The following is a 17,335-nucleotide window of genomic DNA, read 5'->3' on the forward strand; positions in this document are numbered from 1 at the left end:
TGATCGGCTTGGTGGGCGGTAAGTTCTTTGACACGGCCACCAACCAAACCTAGCCTGACTATGGATTGTTTTAACAAAGGAGTTTCCATGAGCCACGCCGCTCCCCCCACCGCCGTCGCTCTGTTGGGCATCGGCCGAATCGGCATCATGCACGCGCGGATCCTGGTCGCACATCCCCGGGTGGAGCGTCTGATCCTCGCCGACGTCGATGAAGCGCGGGCCACCCAGGCCGCGGCCGAGCTCGGTTGCGAGAGCGCCACCGTCGACCAGGTGCTGGACCCGACGAACGCATTGGGGCTCAGCGGCCTGATCATCGCCACCGGCACCTCGACCCACGCCGACCTCCTGGTTCGCGCCTCCCAAACCGGCGTCGCCACCTACTGCGAGAAGCCGATCGCCCTCACCCTCGAAGACGCCGAGCGTGCGAGCCGGGCCCTGGAGGACGCCAAGCTCCCCCACCACATCGGATTCCAGCGCCGCTTCGATGACGGCTACAACCGTGCGAAGAAGCTGCTCGACTCCGGTGAGCTCGGCGAACTGCGTCGCTTCCATGCGCTGACCTGCGACCAGTTCCCGCCGGCGGACGAGTTCATCCCAGGCTCTGGGGGCATTTTCCTCGACTGCAACGTGCACGACTTCGACATCCTTCGCTGGGTGACCGGGCGGGAAGTGGTCGAGGTCTACGCAACCGGCTCTGCGCGCGGCTCCAAGGTCTACGAGGAGAGCAACGACTTCTCCGACGCGGTGGCCATCCTCACCTTCGACGACGGCACCGTCGGCAGCGTGCACTCCTCACGATTCAACGGGCAGGGGCACGAGGTGCGCCTCGATCTCATGGGCACGAAGGGGGCGGCCAACGTCGGGCTCGACAACAAGGTGCCGTTCCGCTCCGTCGAGGACGACGTCGCCTTCCCGCCCGACGAGCCCTGGTACGACTTCATCGAGCGCTTCCGCCCGTGCTACGAACGCGAGCTCGATCACTTCCTGACCAGCACCATGAACGGCGGGCCCAGCGCGTGCACCGCGAGCGACGCCGTCGAGGCACTACGCATCGCGCTGGCCTGCGTGAAGTCGCGCGACGAACACCGCCCGGTACGGCTCTCCGAGATCAGCTGACTCCGGCGCCGCTGGACAGACAAGAAGGTGGCCCCTGGGATATCCCAGGGGCCACCTTCTTTGTCAGTCAGACGAGGGTCAGTTGATGACCTTCTGGACTTCCTCGTCGTTGATGTTCTCCGGGGTCACCCACACCGACTCGGAGACGACGTTGGACTCGGCCGGGTTGTTGCCCTTCGAGGCCTCGACCAGAAGCTGGACGGTCTTGTAGCCCATGCCGTACGGGTTCTGGACGATGACGCCGTTGATCTTGCCCTGCTCGAGCAAGGTCAGCACGTCGGGAGACGAGTCGACGCCGACGACCTTGATATCGAGACCCTTGGCCGCAACCTCGTCGGAGATGGCGATCGTGGAGTCGTCGTCGGTGCCGAAGAAGCCGACCAGATCCTGGTGCGCCTGCAGGATGCCCTGCGCCTTGTCACGCGACTTGGCGGGATCGGACTCGCCGTTCTGGGTGTCGACGACCTCCATCTCAGGGGCGTTCGCCGCAATCCAGTTCTTGAAGCCGTCGCGGCGTGCAGCGGCAGTGCCGACCTCGCCGTGGGCGATGATCGCGACCTTGCCCTTGCTGCCGACCATCTCGGCGAGCTTCTCGGCAGCCTGGGCGCCCATGCCCTCGTTGTCCGAGGCCACGGTGGCCAGCGGCACGTCGGAGGTGGTGAGCGGGGTGTCGAAGACGATCACCGGGATGCCCGCGGCCTTGGCCTCGTCCATCAAGCGGGGAGCGCCGTCCTGCGCACCGTCCTGGGGAGCGAAGCCGATGCCGATGGGGCCGGCGGTGATGGCCGACTGCAGCTGGTTGAGCTGCTTGTCGCCCTCGGACTCGGTATCGGGGCCATTGAAGGTGACGGTGACGCCCAGTTCGGAACCGGCAGCCTCAGCACCCTCCTTGACCTTCATCCAGTACTCGGCCGAGTTCGCCTTGGCGACCAGCGCGACGGTGCCGCCGCCACCAGTACCGGGATCGCCGGTCGCACCAGTGGTCTCACCGGGGCTGGTGTTGCCGCCGCAGGCCGCCAGGCTGAGGGCCATGAAGGCACCGACGGTGCCAGCTAGTAGTTTCTTCACGGTTTTCTCCTTGTGATTGTTGAGAAACGTACGGAAATGGTTGGGAGTCCGGGAACCCCGTTCGGGGTTCCCGGATCAAGGAAGAGATTTACTCGCCACCACCACGGCGGGCGATGTCGACGTAGACCGCGATCAGCACGACAACGCCGAGGACGACGCGCTGCCACTGATCCTGGACACCCATGACGGTCAGACCGTTGAAGATGGTCTGGATCGTCACGGCGCCGATCACGGCGCCGAAGATCGACGCGCGTCCGCCTCGCAGCGAGGTGCCGCCGATGACGGCTGCGGCGATGGCGTACATCTCGTAGCCCTGGCCCAGCGTGGGCTGAGCGGCGGACAGACGAGAGGACATCAGGATGCCGGAGATACCGGTGAACAGACCGCAGATCACGTAGGCCAGCACCTTCCAGCGGTTGGTGTTCACGCCGGAGATACGGGTGGCCTCTTCGTTGGATCCGATCGACAGGGCGTAGCGGCCGATGACGGTCTTGTTCATCATGACGCCCGCGATGACCGCGAGCACGACCAGGATCAGGACACCGTTGGGCAGCCCCGGGATCAGCTGCCCGACCGCGATGGCGTCGTAGCCGGCGATGCTACGCAGCGAGATGGTGCGGCCATCTGCCATGACCAGTGCGGCTCCCCAGCAGACCATCATCATGGCCAGGGTGGCGATCATCGGCTGCATCTTGATGTAAGCGACGAGGAAACCGTTGATGAAGCCGAGCAGCGCACCGGCGGCCAGACCGCCGATGATGCCGACGGCCATCGGCAGATGGAAGCCTTCCTCCGCGATCAGCAGGGCGGCGAACACCGAGGTGGCGGCCATGCCGAGGCCTGGCGTCAGGTCGATGCCACCCGTGGCGATCACGAAGGAGAGTCCGAGCGCCTGGATGCCGGTGACGACGGCGGCGAGGAGCAGGGAGGAGATGTTGCTCCAGCTGGCGAAGTTCTGGTTCATGATGGTGAAGAACACCGCCAGCAGCACGACGACGAGCACGACGAGACCCTGCTGAAGGAACGCCTTGTAGCGCTCCGGGATGCCGCCGATCTTGGCGGACTTGGCGGCGATCGCCGATTCTTGAGTAGCTGACATTTGCTTACGCCTCACTCGCTTGCTTGGTCTGGAACTGGGTGGCCAGCTCCATGATCTTTTCCTGGGTGGCCTCCTCATTGGAGAGGTAGCCGGTGATGCGGCCATTGCACATGACGGCGATCCGGTCGGATAGCCGGAGAACCTCCTCCATCTCGGAGGAGATCATGATGATCGACTTGCCTTCGTCGGTAAGCCGATCGAGGAGGTCGTAGATCTCCTGCTTGGCGCCGACGTCGATGCCTCGCGTCGGTTCGTCGAAGATGAGAATCTCGCAGTCGCGCTCGAGCCACTTCGCCAGGACGACCTTCTGCTGGTTGCCACCAGAGAGGTTCTTCACGAACTGACGCGACGACGGGGTCTTGGTACGCAGAGCCTTGACCCACTTGTCCGACGCCTCGACCATCTTGCTGTCCTGCAGCAGGCCGAGCGGGGACCGGAATGTCTTCAGCGAGGCGAGCGCGGTGTTGGCCGCCAAGTCCTGGCCCAGGATCAAACCGAACTGCTTGCGATCCTCGGACAGGTAGCCGATGCCCTCCTCCACAGCCTGCTGCGGGTGATTGATCGACACCTCTTTGCCATTGATCTTGACGGTGCCGCTGCTCTTGGGATCGGCGCCGATCAAGGCCCGTGCCACCTCGGTGCGACCGGCTCCCATCAGGCCCGCGAAGCCGAGGATCTCGCCCTTCTCCAGCTTGAAGCTGACGTCGGTCAGAAGCTCCTTGGTGGAAAGGTTGTTCACCTCGAGCACCGGGGCCGTCTCAGCACGAGGTTCGGGCCGCACGTTGGATTCGATCTTGCGGCCGACCATCAGCTGGATGATCTCGGGAATCGTCACGCTCGCCGCAGGGATCGAATCGACCAACTGGCCGTCACGCAGCACGGTGATCTGCGTGGACAGGTGCCGGATCTCTTCCATGCGATGGGAGATGTAGACCACCGCGGTCTTCGGGGAGATGAAGTCATCGATGATCTTGAAGAGCATCGCCACTTCCTTGTCCGTCAGAGCGGCGGTGGGCTCGTCCATGATCAGGACCGAGGAGTTGAAGGACATCGCCTTGGCGATCTCCAGCAGCTGCTGGGCCGCGACGGTCAGGCGTCCCACCTGGATCCGCGGATCGATGTCGACGCCGAGGCGCTCGAAGAGCTCCCTGGCCTTGCGGTTCATCTCCGCATCGTTGATGAACGCTCCACCCGTCTTGGACTCGCGCCCGATGAAGATGTTCTGCGCTGCGGTCAGGTGGTTCATCAGGTGGAACTCCTGATGGATCACGCTGATGCCGGCGTGGTGCGCGGCGAGCGGGTTGGGGAGCTCGATCTTCTTCCCGCGCAGGAAGATCTCGCCCTCATCCGGGTGATAGATACCCGAGATCATCTTCATCAGGGTGGACTTTCCGGCCCCGTTTTCACCCACGAGGGCGTGCACTTCACCGCCTCGCAGCGTGAAGTCAACGCTGTCCAACGCTCGCACGCCCGGGAACACTTTGCTGATCCCCTTGGCTTCGAGGATGATCTCCCCGACCCCGGCTCTCGTAGCGCTCCCGGCAGAGGTGCCAGGTGCTGTCATCGTCAGCCTCCTTGCTGTTGATCTGTCGGTGCCCCGCCCGCGCGCTGTTGCCCGGGAAAGGCCCACTCGACCAGTGTGTTGTATTCTCGCATGTTACAGCCAATCAGACCTTTGTCAAGTCATTTGTCAGGTCCGCGGACTGTGGTCAGCAGCACGTCACCATTGACCAAGCTCATGGTGACATAACGCGAGGCCACAGCACGAGGACTTCCACCCATCGATACCGAAATGTGACCTGACACTCTGGACCACCACGCACTTCGCCCATCTCATAGCTGGCGCGATGCCCCCTCCACCCCGCCTGGCCACGTACCCACCGGGGTATCAGAAGATGCCATAGTCATAGCTTGACACGACAATCTGAAGCGCTCTAATCTAGCTATTAGAGCGCTTCAAAGCTGACGGCGCTCACAACTTCACTCGACAGTCATGTGAACAACCCGCACACAGAAAGCCCAGCTCATGGCCTTGAAGGCACGCAATACGAACCCCCGCTACTCCAAGCTCACCGTCGGCACCGCCCCCGACTCCTGGGGTGTCTGGTTCCCCGAGGACGACAAGCAGGTCAGCTGGACCACCTTCCTCGACGAGGTGGCAGAGGCCGGCTACGAGGTCATCGAGACCGGACCCTTCGGCTTCCTGCCCACCGACCCCGAGACCCTGATGGCCGAATGCGCCAAGCGCGGCATCACCGTCGTCGCCGGTACCCAGTTCGGCGTCCTGCACCGTGCTGAGGACTGGGACAAGACCGAAGCCGACATGCGCGCCAACGCGGAGGTGCTGAAGGCCGTCAGCGCGAAGTACCTCGTCTACCTTCCCCCGATGCTGCGCGACCTGCAGACCGGCGGCTGGGCCGAGGATCCCAACCTCTCCGAGGACGACCTGGCGCTGTTCGCCGCCAATGCCAACCGCCTGGGCAAGATCCTCAAGGACGAGTACGGCATCACCATGGTGGTGCATCCCCACGGCGACTCCCACATCGAGACCCGCGAGCAGATCGACCGCTTCTTCGCCGCCACGGATCCCGAGTACGTCTCCTTCTGCCTCGACACCGGACACCTCGAGTACGGCCAGGTGGACACCGTCGACCTGATCAAGAGCTACCCCGACCGCATCGGCCTGGTGCACATCAAGCAGATGGACCCGGCCGTCGTGCAGAAGGTCCGCGACGAGGATCTCTCGTTCGGCGAAGCGGTGTCCCTCGGCGTGTGCGTCACCCCTGACGGTGGCCAGCCCAAGGTGGCCGCCGTCATCGAGGCGCTGGCCGACCTCGACAAGGATCTGTACGTCATCGTGGAACAGGATCTCTACCCCTGCGCCCCCGACGTGCCGCTGCCGCTTGCCATCGAGACCCGCAAGGTTCTCGCCCAGAACAACCTGGGCCTCCTCTGAGACCCGCACCGATCACGAGCACCGAACACAAGGAGCACACCATGACCGAACAACTCTCCGTCGCCGTCATCGGCGCCGGGATGGCCGGACGCAGCCACGCCAACGGCTACCGTCAGGCCAACACCATCCACGGCGGCGGCCTGCCGAAGATCCGCCTGGCCGCCATCGCCGACGTCAACCTCGAGCTGGCGCAGGAAGTCGCCGACCGCTACGGCTTCGAGAAGGCCGTCGGCTCGTGGCAGGAGGTGGCCGAGGATCCCACCATCGACGTGGTGAGCGTCGTCGTCGGCAACTCGCTGCACCGCGAGGTGGTCGAGGCGCTGCTGGCCGCCGGCAAACACGTGCTGTGCGAGAAGCCGCTGGCCGCCTCCCTCGAGGACGCCGAAGCCATGGTCGCCGCCGCCGAGAAGGCCACCACCGTCGCCGCGACGGCCTACTCGTTCCGCCGCAACCCTGCCATCGAAGCCATCCGCGAGCGCCTCGCCGACGGCACCCTCGGCAAGCCCGCCATCATCGAGGCCCACTACATGGCCGACTACGCCTGCGACCCCGAGGGCCCCATGAGCTGGCGTTTCCGCGGTCCGCTGGGCTCCGGTGCTCTCGCCGACCTGGGCGCGCACATCGTCGACCTGGCCGAGTACGTGAACGGCCCGATCGCCTCTGTCTCCGGCGCGATCTTCTCGATCGCGATCCCCGAGCGCCACCTGCCCGTCGGAAACGTGATCGGCCACGACCATGCCGAGCTGTCGGACGAGACCGAGCCGGTCACCAACGACGACTCCGTCGTGTTCACCGCGACCTTCGCCAACGGCGCCGTCGGCACCTTCCGGGTGTCCCGCGTGGCCTACGGCCCGGCCAACGACCTGGCGATCACCCTGACCGGCACCGACACCCGCGCGGTGTTCGACTGGCGTCGCCCCGCCGAGTTCATCATCGCCGACAACACCCCGAGCGCGGCCACCCGCGGCGACCGCGTCGTCTACGTGTCCCCCGGCACCGCTTCGGTCTTCGATGACGGCGTGCCGATGCCCGGCGGCAACATCTCCTTCGGCTACGGCGACCTGTTCATCTACCAGACCCGGGCCTTCCTGGATCAAGTGCTGGGCCGCGAGTCCGAGCTGCCGCGCTGCGCCACCTTCGCCGACGGCCTGCACACCATGCAGATCATCGAGGCGATCACCAAGAGCGCCAACCAGAACGGCGCCGCCGTCGAGGTGTGATCGACGAGGTGCGATCGACGCTGTGACCGTCTGGATGTGGGCCCGGGCTGCGTGAGCGGCCCGGGCCCGCGTCGTCCTCCCGCGTTACTGATTACTGATTAACTGAACCCATGGAGAGGGATCCCGTGAAGACGATCACCCTGGAGGACGTCGCCCGCGACGCCGGCGTGTCCCGGGCTCTCGTCTCCATGGCCATCCGCGACGTGCCCGGCGTGAACTCCCAGACCCGGGATCGCATTCTCGCCACCGCCGAGCGCCTCGGCTACCGGCCCAACCGGCTGGCCAGCCGGCTCGCCAGCCGGTCCACCACCGCGATCGGGGTGTTCCTGCTCGACCTGCGCCAGGACGTCTACGCCGACATGTTCGACGGCATCCGAGACGTCACCCAGGACGAGAAGCTGCACCTCGTGCTCGCCGTAGGAGCCCACGACGGGACGCTGGACGGCAACGCGCTGGACAGCCTGATGCAGTCTCGCGTCGACATCGTGATCGCCACCGGCCTGCTGCTGCCCGACGACGACGTGCGCGCCTTCAGCCGGCACACCCCCATCGTCAGCGTGGCGCGACAGATCGACGGGGTGGACAGCGTCGCCTCCGACAACGTGCGCGGCGCCCTCCTTGCCACAGAGCACCTGATCGGGCTGGGGCATCGAAGGATCGTCTTCCTCGCCAACCCGCAGACCGACGGCTACACCGGCCGGCAGGAGGGCTACGTCGACACCATGACGCGCGCCGGGCTGGAACCGTGGCTGGTGGGTTCGCAGTATTCGCGGCGCCAGGCGGCCCGGGATATCGCCCCCGTGCTGGCCCTGCCCGTCGACGAACGACCGACGGCGGTGTTCGCCCACAACGACCAGGCGGCGCTGGGCGTCCTGGATGCCATGGCGACGTTGGGTCTACGGGCACCCGACGACATCTCGGTCGTCGGATACGACAACAGCCAGGTCAGCCAGGCGCCGGGCACCCAGCTGACCACCGTGGACATCCACGGCGAGGAGTTGGGCGAGGAGGCCGCCCGAATGGCACTGCGGAGGCTGGAGGAGCCCTCTGCTCCCCCAGCCTCGCACGTGTCCCAGCCGACGCTGGTGGTGCGCGCCACCAGCGGACCGGCCAGGTTCTAGAGGCCGTCAGCCGCCGTAGAAGGCCGGGCGTGGGCTGTTCGGGACCTCCGTGCGCACGCCCGTATGCAGGGCGGTGACGCCCGCCTCGCAGGCCAGCGCCACGCGGTAGCCGTCCCACGCGTTCGGGCCGTCCACCAGGCGGCCGTCGCGCACGGCGTCGACCCAGCACTGCACCTCGGCGTCGAAGGCATCGGCGAAGCGCGTCGCGAAGGCCGTGTGCTCGCCCACCGCCATCCGCCCGCCCTTCCACAGCTGCATCCCTCTGGGCTGGCCGATCCGGGCGATGCCCTGTTCGAAGACCGCCTCAGTGGCCACCTGGTAGCCGAACTGGGCGCTGACGTTCATCTCCACTTCGGCCAGCACGCCGTTCTCGAGTTCCATCAGCACCACGATGGGCTCGCGCAGATGCTCGGGCGAGAGCGAGTTCCGGCGACCGTAGCGAACGTCGACGGAGACGATCGGCGATCCGGCCACCCACGGCACGATGTCGAACTCGTGCACCACCGAGTCGTTGATCAGCATGTCCTGGGTGTAGCCGTTGGCGGGCGCGATGGGGTTGCGGTGCGCGCAGTGCAGGATCAGCAGCTCGCCGGCGTCGCGCGAGTCGACGAGTCCGCGGAGCTCGGCGTACTCGCGGTCGAAGCGGCGCATGAAGCCCACCTGGATGTGAGGCTTGTCGAGCTTCTGCTCGAGCTCCAGCACCTTTGCCGACGACTCGGAGCCGGGGGTCAGCGGCTTCTCGCACAGCACCGGCAGCTTGGCCTCGAGCGCCGCCAGCAGGACCGGCTCGTGGAACCGGCCCGGCGTCGCGATGATCGCCGCGTCCAAGGCGCCGGCCTCGAGAGCGTCCTCGATCCGGGCGAAGGCCTGTGCTCCCGGGGCCGTAGCGACGGCCGCCTCGGCCCGGGCTGCGTCGGGTTCGATCACGGCGGAGATCACGGCGCCGCTGATCCGGTTGGTGATGCGGGCGACGTGGTCGGCGCCCATGAGGCCGGCGCCGACGATGCCGACGCGGAGATCACTGGTCATTGTTATTCCTTAATGTTCTGTGACAAATCAGATCAGATATCGGCAGGAGTCCAGTCGGCCAGGTCGCGGAGCACGACGGAACGCAGCAGGTCGGCCGACTTTCGCACCCCCTCGAGCGATCCGACGACGATGTCCTCGTGCTCGATGTTCAGCGGACCGGTATAGCCCACCGACTTCAGCCCGTAGACGAAGTCGGCCCAGAAGGTCGCGCCGCCGGGATGCCCCAGGCCGAGCGTGACGTAGTTCCAGGAGCGCTCGGACGAACGCGCCGGCGGCAGCGTGTCGTTGATGCCGTTAACGGCCAGGTTGTGGGTCTCGATCCGGGCGTCCTTGGCGTGCACATGGAAGATCGAGGAGCCGAGCGCCCGGATCACGGTGGGGATGTCGGCTCCCATCCACATCAGGTGCGAGGGATCCAGGTTGGCGCCTACCACGTCGTCGCCGACGATGCCCTGCAGGCGGCGCAGCGTCGACGGATTGAACACCAGCTGACGCGCATGCATCTCGATCGCGAGGCGGACGTTGTGGGCACGGGCGAACTCGGCGAGCTCGGTCCAGTACGGCGCGGCGACCTCGTTCCACTGGTACTCCAGGATCTCGAGCGTCTCCGGCGGCCACGACGTGGTGATCCAGTTCGGCGACTTCTCGCCCTTGGCCCCAGGCAGGCCCGACATCATGACCACCGTCGGCACGCCGAGCTCGGAGGCCACCCGGATCGAGTCGCGAACCACCTTGTCATGAGCAGGACCGCTCACCGGGTGCAGCGAGTTGCCGTTGGCGTTGAGCGCGCTGAGCGTCAGCCCACGCGAGGTGATCTTGTTGGCCAGCTCATCGCGAGCCGCCTTGCTGGAGACCAGTTCGTCCAGGTCAGCATGCGGCGATTCCGACCAGTTCCCCGTCGCGATCTCGACGGTGTCCAGGCCGAGTTCGGCGGTGATGTCGAGCACCTCGTCGAGCGGGCGGCTGCCCAGCGAGTCGGTGATCATTCCTATCTGCATGGGTTCTTCTCCTTATATAAGGGCGTAGATGAGAGACGGGTGGGACCGGCGTGAGCCGGCCCCACCCGCTGGTGTGTGTCTCTTAGCTGAGGCTAAAGGTCAGTCGAGGCCGAGCTTGGTGCGGGTCTCCGGATCCTGCAGGGAGTCCTTGGTCACCCACAGCGACTCGGTGTAGATGACCTTCTCCGTCGGGTTCTCGCCCTTGGCGGCGGCGACCAGGGTCTCCACCGTCTGGTAGCCGATCTGGTACGGGTTCTGCGCCACGACGCCCTCGATCATGCCATCTTCGATCTGAGTGATGACATCCGGGCCGGCGTCGACGCCGACGACCTTGGTGTTGGTTCCACGAGCGGCAACCTCATCGGCGACGGCGATCGTCGCGTAGATGCCGGTTGCGGCGAAGCCGGCCAGGTCGGGGTGCGCCTGGAGGACGGCCTGCGCCTTGTCGCGGGACTTGGCGGGGTCGGCCTCGCCGTTCTGGATGTCGACCACCTCGATCTCCGGGGCGTTCGCCTTCATCCAGTCGGTGAAGCCGTCGCGGCGCTCCGCGGCGGTGCCGACGACGCCGTTGGTCACCATGGCGACCTTGCCCTTGCCCCCGAGCACCGTCGAAAGCTCCTCGGCCATGCGGGCGCCGATGCCAGGGTTGTCCGAGGCGATGGTGGTCAGCGGCTTGTCCGAGCCGGGCAGCGGGGTGTCGAAGATGACGAAGGGCACCTCGGCGGCCTCGATCAGGCCGGGCGCGCTCTCCTGGATGCCGTCGGTGGGAGCGATGCCGATGGCCTTCGCGTCGCTGTTGAGGGCGGTCTCGAGCATGTTGAGCTGACGGTCGCCCTCGCTCTCGGTGTCGGGGGCGTTGTAGTTCACGGTGACGCCGAGATCCTTGCCGGCCTGCTCGGCTCCGGCGCGCACCAGCGCGAAGTGGTCGTCGGTGCCCTTTCCGATCAGGGCGACGGTGATCGCGTCGCCGCCGCCTGGGGCCTGGGTGCCGTCACCGTTGGTGGAGCCGTTGTCGTTGCCGCACGCCGTGGCCGTGAGGGCCAAGGCAGCGACGAGAGCGCCGGCGAAGAGCTTCCGCTTCATTGTGGTTCTCCTTCGGGATGGGGTAGGAACTACCGGTTTCGTTGAGTTGTCAGGCCGCATCGACGTCGCTGAACGCGGCGATGAAGCGGTCGAGGGCAAGGTTGGAATCGGAGGAGGCGAAGGCCTCCAGACCGACGGGACCGGTGTATCCGGCCTTGGCCAGCGCACGCGCGATGGCTGGATAGTTGATCTCGCCAGTGCCGGGCTCGCAGCGTCCGGGCACGTCGGCGACCTGGATCTCGCCCACCCATGGGAGGGCGGACAGAGCCAGCTCAATCAGGTTCCCCTCGCCGATCTGGGCGTGGTAGAGGTCGAGGTTGAGACGAAGGTTGGGATGGTCGACGGCCTTGATCAGGGCCATCGTGTCCTTGGCAAGCGCGAACGGCGTGCCTGGGTGGTCGACCGGTAGGTTCAGGTTCTCCAGGGTGAACACGCGCCCGGCCTTCTCGCCCAGCTTGGCGATCCGCTCCAACGTCTTGGCCGCGGCCAGCCAGTCGGCGCCGGTCACCACCTGGGTGGGCTTGACCGGCAGACCGTTCGGATCGAGGCCGGTGCCGTGCAGGTTGAGCCTGGGACAGTCGATGATCTCGGCGGCCTCGAGGGAGAGCGCGGCGGTGCGCAGCAGCTCGTCGGCGCCATCCGGGTCGATCAGTTCGCCGTTGATGTAGCCGGTCATCGACGTGATGCGCGCGCCGGTGACAGCCAGCTCATTCATGTCCTTTGTGGTCCAGCCCCAGATCTCGGCCTCGAGACCACGCTCGGTGATCTTCTGCAGCCGCTCGACGACGGGCAGGTCGGTGAAGATGGTCTCCGCGCTGGCTGCCAGGACGAAGGGCGAGTTGGTCATGGAAGGGTTCCTGTCTCTTGGGGGGATCAGAGCTCGACGGGAAGGCCGGTGTCGTAGGAGTCGATCGCGGCCATCGCGATCGCCAGGGCGCGACGGGCATCCGTCCCGGTAGCTCCGGTCACCACACCCGTGCGGACGGCCTCGACGAACGCCGCGAACTCGGCACGGTAGGAGTCCTGCAGAAGCTCGGTGTCGGAACGCGACGTCGACACCTCCGCTCCGCTCGAGCCGTAGAGGGTCATGTCACTGACCCGTGCATGGCCCGCGGTCGCCATGCCGCCGGAGCCGAACACCTCGCCACGCACGTCGTAGCCGTACACCGCCTGGAAGGAGGCGTCGGCCATGGCCAGAGCGCCATTGGAGTAGGCGACGGTGACCAGCGCCGTGTCGAGCAGCCCCTTGTCCTTGAAGTCGGGGGCGATCAGGGCGTCGGCCTGGGCGTAGACGCGCACGGGCTCGGCGCCGGGGTTCAGCCAGTTGAGGGTGTCGAAGTCGTGGATCAGCGTCTGGGTGAAAATCGTGTAGGGCGGCGGACCGGCGGGGTCGGCCAGTTCGGGATCGCGGGTGTTCGAGCGCAGCAGTTGGACGGTGCCGAGGCGGCCGTCGTCGATCGCGGCCCTCGCGGCGGCGAAGCCGGGAGCGAAGCGGCGGTTGAAGCCCACCTGGAACACCACCCCGGCCTGCTCGACAGCAGCGAGCGCAGCGTCGAGTTGGTTCAGGTTCATGGAGGCCGGCTTCTCACAGAAGATCGCCTTGCCTGCCGCAGCCGCCTGCTGGATCAGTTCTCCGTGCAGGAAGGACGGTGCCGCGATGGTCACCGCCTGAATGTCTTGGGCGAGCAGTTCCTCCATCGACTCGCACACGATGGAAACCTCCAACGACGCGGCGAGCTCCTCTGCCGCCGGACGGTTCGGGTCGGCCACCGCGACCAACTCCGCACCGGGGGTGTGGCGCGCCAGGATCTCCGCATGGTTGCGACCGATGCGGCCGGCGCCGACCAGGCCGACCTTGATGGGAGTTGCCATGATGACACCCTTCGTCTGACGTCGTCGTCTTACTAGATGGTTCTAGTAGATGGTTCTAGGCAGACTCTAGATCCATCTACTAGAACGTGTCAATAGCCAACTGGTAGTGTCATGTTCGAACTGGGCGCGGGAGAATCCCGATGAGGAGGGCGACATGGTCGATAGCGACGGTGGCCGCATCCCAACCATGATGGACGTGGCCAAAGCCGCCGGCGTTTCCCGGGCACTGGTGTCGATCGTGATGCGCGGTGCACCGGGAGCGAGCGACCAGACCCGCGCCCACGTGCTCGCTGCTGCCGCCAACCTCGGCTACGTCCCGGACGCCCGAGCACAGGCGCTGCGACAGAGAGGCAAGCCGTCCATCGGCGTCGTCTTCCAGCCCTCCCAAGCCTTCCAAGCTGCCATCGTCGACCGGATCTATGCCGCCACCCGCGATACCGACTACTCCGTGGTGCTATCGGCGACCACCGAGACCCACGGGCAAAGCGCCGCGCTGGAATCGCTGATCGGATACCGATGCGGCTCGCTCATCGCGCTCGGCACGGACCTGACGGCCGAGCGTCTCGCACCCATCGCCAAGCGACTCCCTCTGATCGTCGTGGCCTGGCTGCTCGAGGCAGAAGGCGTGGAATGCGTCGCATCGGACGACGACGGGGGACTGACGCAGGCCGTCGGCCATCTCGTTTCGCTCGGACATCGACGCATCACTTTCCTTGAGTCGCCCTCGGCGGGCGGCAACGCCGAGCGTCTCCGCGGCTACCTCACGGCGATGGCGGCACACGGCCTGGAAGAAGAGATCGACGTGGTTCCGGCCGGCTCCCTCGAGGAAGGCGGGGCCATGGCTGCCGCGATTCTCCTGGAGAGGCCGGAGCTCCCTACGGCGATCATCGGGTTCAACGACAATTGCGCCGCCGGTGTGCAGGATCTCTTCGTCCGCAAGGGGGTGCGCATACCGGAGGACGTCTCACTGGTCGGCTTCGACGACTCCGAGATCGCCCAGGTGTCCTATCGCCAGCTGACCACCGTGCGGCAGGACATCGACGCCCTCGCTCACGTCGCCGTGAACCGGGCGATCGACCGCATGTTCGGCAGGCCGGGCGACGGACCGCCGCCGGTGATACCGACCAGCCTGACCCTGCGCCGCACCACAGCCCCACCACGCGCCACCTGAAACACAGCACTCCCCCGGCCGCTGGCCGGGGGAGCACCGATCACAAGGAGTGTGGGGCTACGAGGCGGGTGTGCTGACCTCCAGGGGTCGCCGTCCCAGGAGATGAACACGGCCCACCGCGTCGTCGAGTCCATCGGCGAACCGCCGCCCCACCGGACTCCACGTCTTTGATTGTTCCATCACACTGCCATCAAATCCCTAGTGAAAGCAGCTAGAAGGTTCTAGTAGATGGATCTAGCCGAACTCTATGTTCCGCCCGCGCCGAAGTCAACGGGAAAAACCTAACTGCAGAACCTTCAGCTGGCCGACGATACGGGTCTCTCCATGGCGACGAGACTCGCTCGCATCGAAGTGGCAGGGTGCCCCGCCAACCTAGCGCTACTCGACCCCGTGGGGCCCGATGTCCATGCTGTCGTGCAGCACCCGACCAAGGACCACGACGTCCACCTCGACCTCGACCACCCTGCCGTTCGCCACATCGGCCCATCCGATGTCGGCGGCCAACCGAAGCGCGTGGAGCTTGGCAGCCTCCTCGCGCTCACGTTGCTCGATCAGACGAAGGCCATCTCGCAGAACCTCGCTGGCGTTCTGATAGCGCCCAGAGGACACCAGCGATTCCACCAAATGATGCTGGTGATCACTCAGGACGACATTGCGCGTCGGCATGCTCATACCTCCTCTTCGTCCTCTCTAGTTTAGGCACATTGGCATTATCTGCCAACACCATTGATCGGTACTGCAGCAACCCCACACCCCTCTCTTCGCCACATCGGAAGGATGACTCAGACGACGATCAGTTTGAGGCTCGGGTCGAGCTTGACCAGGTCGTCAGGGTCGGTGGTGATCACGGCATGGCCGCGTGCCCGGGCGACCAAAGCCACTTGCGCATCAACCACATCCCAGGTGTCGGTGCGACCGCAGATCACCCCGACTGCCCGAGCCATCACATGGTCGAGTACTTCCACATCCGTGCTCTCGGCATCCAGCAAGCGAGCGATCCGTGCCTGCCTCGGACCTCCGCGCCAAGCCTGCGCCACCACACCACTGGGAACCACCACCGACGCGTTCCGACGGACCGCCTCACGCAACAGCGCCCTCATGCGAACATCGCCCCGTTCAAGCGCGATCAACGCTCCGGCATCCAGCGTCAGCCCCTGAACCGCTCGCTTACTCACCACCCCAACGCTTCCTTAGCCCACTCCTGGGTCTCGGACGACACAGGACCGAGTTCAGCATCGAGATCATCGAGAAGATCTTCGAGCGTGCTTCGCCGACTGTAGGCGGCCAACGCGGCGCTGACATATCCCGAGACCGACTTCGCCACCCCACCCTCAACGGCCACCAGGATCTGCTCGTACTGCCCGTCGGGAAGGCTGATCGCGATCTTCTTGGTCATACCAGAATCATACTTTACGGACGGTTCTGAAGCCGTGGGTACCAGCGCCTGAGTCATTGACCGAGCGTGACACGGGAAGTCACCCTCCCACCACCACCGACCCCAAACCTGTGGAAAACCATCCGCAGCCCGTGTCTCTTCACGGGAAGACGACAGCCGCCCCGCGTCCACACTGCTCGCTACACAAAGATGGACCGTTCCAGCATTTTTGTATAGCATCTGTTCTGGCAGCTCATCACCGCCGCGCTTGAAAGGACTCGCCATGGACAACACCTTCAAGGCACGCAACACCGATCCCCGCTACTCGAAACTCACCATCGGCGTCTGCCCCGACCAGTGGGGAGTCTGGTTCCCCTGGGACGAGAAGCAGATCCCTTGGGACAAGGCCCTCGAGGAGATGGCCGAGGCCGGCTTCTCCATCATGGAGACGGGCCCGTTCGGCTACTTCCCCACCAATCCCAAGCTGCTGAAGGCCGTCATGGATGCGTACGGCTTCACGGTCGTCGCCGGCACCGCCTGGGGTGTGCTGCACAAGGAAGAGGAATGGGCCACCACCGAGGCCTGGTTCCGCAAGGTCGCTGAGACCCACGCCGCCGTCGGCGCCGAGTACATCGTGCACCTGCCCCCGATGTTCCGCGACGAGCACACCGGTGAATTCACGGATGTCCGTCACCTCGACGGCGCCGCGTGGGATCTGTACGTGAACAACGCCAACAAGCTGGGCAAGATCATGAAGGACGACTACGGCCTTCAGATGGTGCTGCACCCCCATGGCGACTCACACATCGAGACCCGCGAGGACATCGACCGCATCTTCCAGGCCACCGATCCCGAGTACGTGGGCTTCTGCCTCGACACCGGCCACATCGTCTACGGCATGGCCGATAACCTCGACCTGATCAAGGATTACCCGGAGCGCATCTCCTACGTCCACATCAAGGCGATGGATCCGAAGCTGGTCAAGCAGGCCCACGACGAGGACTGGCCGTTCGTGAAGGCCGTGCATGCGGGCTGCTCCGTCGCTCCGCCGGAGGGCGAGCCCGACATGCCCACCCTGATCGAGGCGCTGGCCGACCTCGACAAGGAGCTCTACGTGATCTGCGAGCAGGACATGTACGGCTGCGACCCGGCCTACCCCGCCCCGAACGCCGCCAAGGTGCGCGAGTACCTGGCCTCCATCGGCCTCGGCCTCAAGTGAATCGGGAG

Annotated in this window: 17 protein-coding genes; 6 read left to right on the plus strand and 11 right to left on the minus strand. The window is 65.7% G+C overall.

What is annotated here, in order from left to right; all coding sequences use genetic code 11:
• Positions 1-87: 87 nt before the first annotated feature.
• Positions 88-1,116, plus strand: a complete 1,029-nt coding sequence (locus P0D62_RS06830; protein ID WP_275701879.1) for a Gfo/Idh/MocA family protein — start codon at positions 88-90, stop codon at positions 1,114-1,116.
• A gap of 78 nt (positions 1,117-1,194) precedes the next feature.
• On the opposite strand, the gene P0D62_RS06835 is transcribed toward P0D62_RS06830, so the two are convergent.
• The 3 genes from P0D62_RS06835 to P0D62_RS06845 form a co-directional block, all read right to left on the minus strand.
• Positions 1,195-2,184 carry a substrate-binding domain-containing protein gene (locus P0D62_RS06835; RefSeq protein WP_275701880.1) on the minus strand — a complete coding sequence of 330 codons (990 nt, stop codon included), beginning with the start codon at positions 2,182-2,184 and terminating at the stop codon, positions 1,195-1,197.
• An 88-nt stretch (positions 2,185-2,272) separates the two neighbouring features.
• On the minus strand, positions 2,273-3,283 hold the full coding sequence (locus P0D62_RS06840) for an ABC transporter permease (protein WP_275701881.1): 1,011 nt from the start codon (positions 3,281-3,283) through the stop codon (positions 2,273-2,275).
• A gap of 4 nt (positions 3,284-3,287) precedes the next feature.
• Positions 3,288-4,847, minus strand: coding sequence for a sugar ABC transporter ATP-binding protein (locus P0D62_RS06845; RefSeq protein ID WP_275701882.1), 1,560 nt, complete (start codon positions 4,845-4,847; stop codon positions 3,288-3,290).
• A 462-nt stretch (positions 4,848-5,309) separates the two neighbouring features.
• Between P0D62_RS06845 and P0D62_RS06850 the strand changes: the two genes are divergently transcribed.
• The 3 genes from P0D62_RS06850 to P0D62_RS06860 all read left to right on the plus strand — a co-directional run bounded on the left by P0D62_RS06850 (position 5,310) and on the right by P0D62_RS06860 (position 8,580).
• Positions 5,310-6,239: a sugar phosphate isomerase/epimerase family protein gene (locus tag P0D62_RS06850; protein ID WP_275701883.1), complete on the plus strand. Its 930-nt coding sequence runs from the start codon at positions 5,310-5,312 to the stop codon at positions 6,237-6,239.
• Positions 6,240-6,280: 41 nt separating this feature from the next.
• A complete protein-coding gene (locus tag P0D62_RS06855; protein WP_275701884.1) occupies positions 6,281-7,459 on the plus strand; it encodes a Gfo/Idh/MocA family protein in 1,179 nt (392 codons plus the stop codon).
• A gap of 110 nt (positions 7,460-7,569) precedes the next feature.
• Positions 7,570-8,580: a LacI family DNA-binding transcriptional regulator gene (locus P0D62_RS06860; protein ID WP_275701885.1), complete on the plus strand. Its 1,011-nt coding sequence runs from the start codon at positions 7,570-7,572 to the stop codon at positions 8,578-8,580.
• A gap of 6 nt (positions 8,581-8,586) precedes the next feature.
• Here the strand turns inward: P0D62_RS06860 and P0D62_RS06865 are convergent, their stop codons facing one another.
• The 5 genes from P0D62_RS06865 to P0D62_RS06885 all read right to left on the minus strand — a co-directional run bounded on the left by P0D62_RS06865 (position 8,587) and on the right by P0D62_RS06885 (position 13,562).
• Positions 8,587-9,609, minus strand: a complete 1,023-nt coding sequence (locus P0D62_RS06865; protein ID WP_275701886.1) for a Gfo/Idh/MocA family protein — start codon at positions 9,607-9,609, stop codon at positions 8,587-8,589.
• Between the two features lie 32 nt (positions 9,610-9,641).
• Entirely contained in the window at positions 9,642-10,607 is a 966-nt protein-coding gene (locus tag P0D62_RS06870) for a sugar phosphate isomerase/epimerase family protein (RefSeq protein WP_275701887.1), read from the minus strand.
• A 99-nt stretch (positions 10,608-10,706) separates the two neighbouring features.
• A complete protein-coding gene (locus P0D62_RS06875) occupies positions 10,707-11,690 on the minus strand; it encodes a substrate-binding domain-containing protein (protein WP_275701888.1) in 984 nt (327 codons plus the stop codon).
• Between the two features lie 49 nt (positions 11,691-11,739).
• On the minus strand, positions 11,740-12,537 hold the full coding sequence (locus tag P0D62_RS06880) for a TIM barrel protein (RefSeq protein WP_275701889.1): 798 nt from the start codon (positions 12,535-12,537) through the stop codon (positions 11,740-11,742).
• A 26-nt stretch (positions 12,538-12,563) separates the two neighbouring features.
• On the minus strand, positions 12,564-13,562 hold the full coding sequence (locus P0D62_RS06885; RefSeq protein ID WP_275701890.1) for a Gfo/Idh/MocA family oxidoreductase: 999 nt from the start codon (positions 13,560-13,562) through the stop codon (positions 12,564-12,566).
• 154 nt (positions 13,563-13,716) lie between these two features.
• On the opposite strand from P0D62_RS06885, the gene P0D62_RS06890 reads away from it, so the two are divergent.
• Positions 13,717-14,733: a LacI family DNA-binding transcriptional regulator gene (locus tag P0D62_RS06890; RefSeq protein ID WP_275701891.1), complete on the plus strand. Its 1,017-nt coding sequence runs from the start codon at positions 13,717-13,719 to the stop codon at positions 14,731-14,733.
• A gap of 378 nt (positions 14,734-15,111) precedes the next feature.
• Here the strand turns inward: P0D62_RS06890 and P0D62_RS06895 are convergent, their stop codons facing one another.
• The 3 genes from P0D62_RS06895 to P0D62_RS06905 form a co-directional block, all read right to left on the minus strand.
• On the minus strand, positions 15,112-15,399 hold the full coding sequence (locus P0D62_RS06895) for a type II toxin-antitoxin system ParD family antitoxin (protein WP_275701892.1): 288 nt from the start codon (positions 15,397-15,399) through the stop codon (positions 15,112-15,114).
• 116 nt (positions 15,400-15,515) lie between these two features.
• The gene (locus P0D62_RS06900) at positions 15,516-15,908 is read right to left on the minus strand and encodes a PIN domain-containing protein (RefSeq protein WP_275701893.1); all 393 of its coding nucleotides are present in this window, start codon (positions 15,906-15,908) and stop codon (positions 15,516-15,518) included.
• Positions 15,905-16,129, minus strand: a complete 225-nt coding sequence (locus tag P0D62_RS06905) for a hypothetical protein (protein ID WP_275701894.1) — start codon at positions 16,127-16,129, stop codon at positions 15,905-15,907. The genes P0D62_RS06900 and P0D62_RS06905 overlap by 4 nt, the downstream gene beginning before the upstream one ends.
• Before the next feature lie 262 nt (positions 16,130-16,391).
• Here P0D62_RS06905 and P0D62_RS06910 point away from each other — a divergent pair, with 262 nt between their 5' ends.
• Positions 16,392-17,327 (plus strand): TIM barrel protein, encoded by a 936-nt coding sequence (locus tag P0D62_RS06910; RefSeq protein WP_275701895.1) that lies wholly within the window; start codon positions 16,392-16,394, stop codon positions 17,325-17,327.
• The last annotated feature ends 8 nt before the right edge of the window (positions 17,328-17,335 follow it).

Origin of the sequence: Tessaracoccus caeni, assembly GCF_029211185.1 — a bacterium.
Classification (GTDB): domain Bacteria; phylum Actinomycetota; class Actinomycetes; order Propionibacteriales; family Propionibacteriaceae; genus Arachnia; species Arachnia caeni.

Coding starts and splice junctions, on each gene's coding strand:
- P0D62_RS06830 (WP_275701879.1), top strand. CDS start 88: ATGAGCCACGCCGCTCCCCCCACCGCCGTCGCTCTGTTGGGCATCGGC.
- P0D62_RS06840 (WP_275701881.1), bottom strand. CDS start 3,283: ATGTCAGCTACTCAAGAATCGGCGATCGCCGCCAAGTCCGCCAAGATC.
- P0D62_RS06845 (WP_275701882.1), bottom strand. CDS start 4,847: ATGACAGCACCTGGCACCTCTGCCGGGAGCGCTACGAGAGCCGGGGTC.
- P0D62_RS06850 (WP_275701883.1), top strand. CDS start 5,310: ATGGCCTTGAAGGCACGCAATACGAACCCCCGCTACTCCAAGCTCACC.
- P0D62_RS06855 (WP_275701884.1), top strand. CDS start 6,281: ATGACCGAACAACTCTCCGTCGCCGTCATCGGCGCCGGGATGGCCGGA.
- P0D62_RS06860 (WP_275701885.1), top strand. CDS start 7,570: ATGGAGAGGGATCCCGTGAAGACGATCACCCTGGAGGACGTCGCCCGC.
- P0D62_RS06865 (WP_275701886.1), bottom strand. CDS start 9,609: ATGACCAGTGATCTCCGCGTCGGCATCGTCGGCGCCGGCCTCATGGGC.
- P0D62_RS06870 (WP_275701887.1), bottom strand. CDS start 10,607: ATGCAGATAGGAATGATCACCGACTCGCTGGGCAGCCGCCCGCTCGAC.
- P0D62_RS06875 (WP_275701888.1), bottom strand. CDS start 11,690: ATGAAGCGGAAGCTCTTCGCCGGCGCTCTCGTCGCTGCCTTGGCCCTC.
- P0D62_RS06880 (WP_275701889.1), bottom strand. CDS start 12,537: ATGACCAACTCGCCCTTCGTCCTGGCAGCCAGCGCGGAGACCATCTTC.
- P0D62_RS06885 (WP_275701890.1), bottom strand. CDS start 13,562: ATGGCAACTCCCATCAAGGTCGGCCTGGTCGGCGCCGGCCGCATCGGT.
- P0D62_RS06890 (WP_275701891.1), top strand. CDS start 13,717: ATGGTCGATAGCGACGGTGGCCGCATCCCAACCATGATGGACGTGGCC.
- P0D62_RS06895 (WP_275701892.1), bottom strand. CDS start 15,399: ATGCCGACGCGCAATGTCGTCCTGAGTGATCACCAGCATCATTTGGTG.
- P0D62_RS06905 (WP_275701894.1), bottom strand. CDS start 16,129: ATGACCAAGAAGATCGCGATCAGCCTTCCCGACGGGCAGTACGAGCAG.
- P0D62_RS06910 (WP_275701895.1), top strand. CDS start 16,392: ATGGACAACACCTTCAAGGCACGCAACACCGATCCCCGCTACTCGAAA.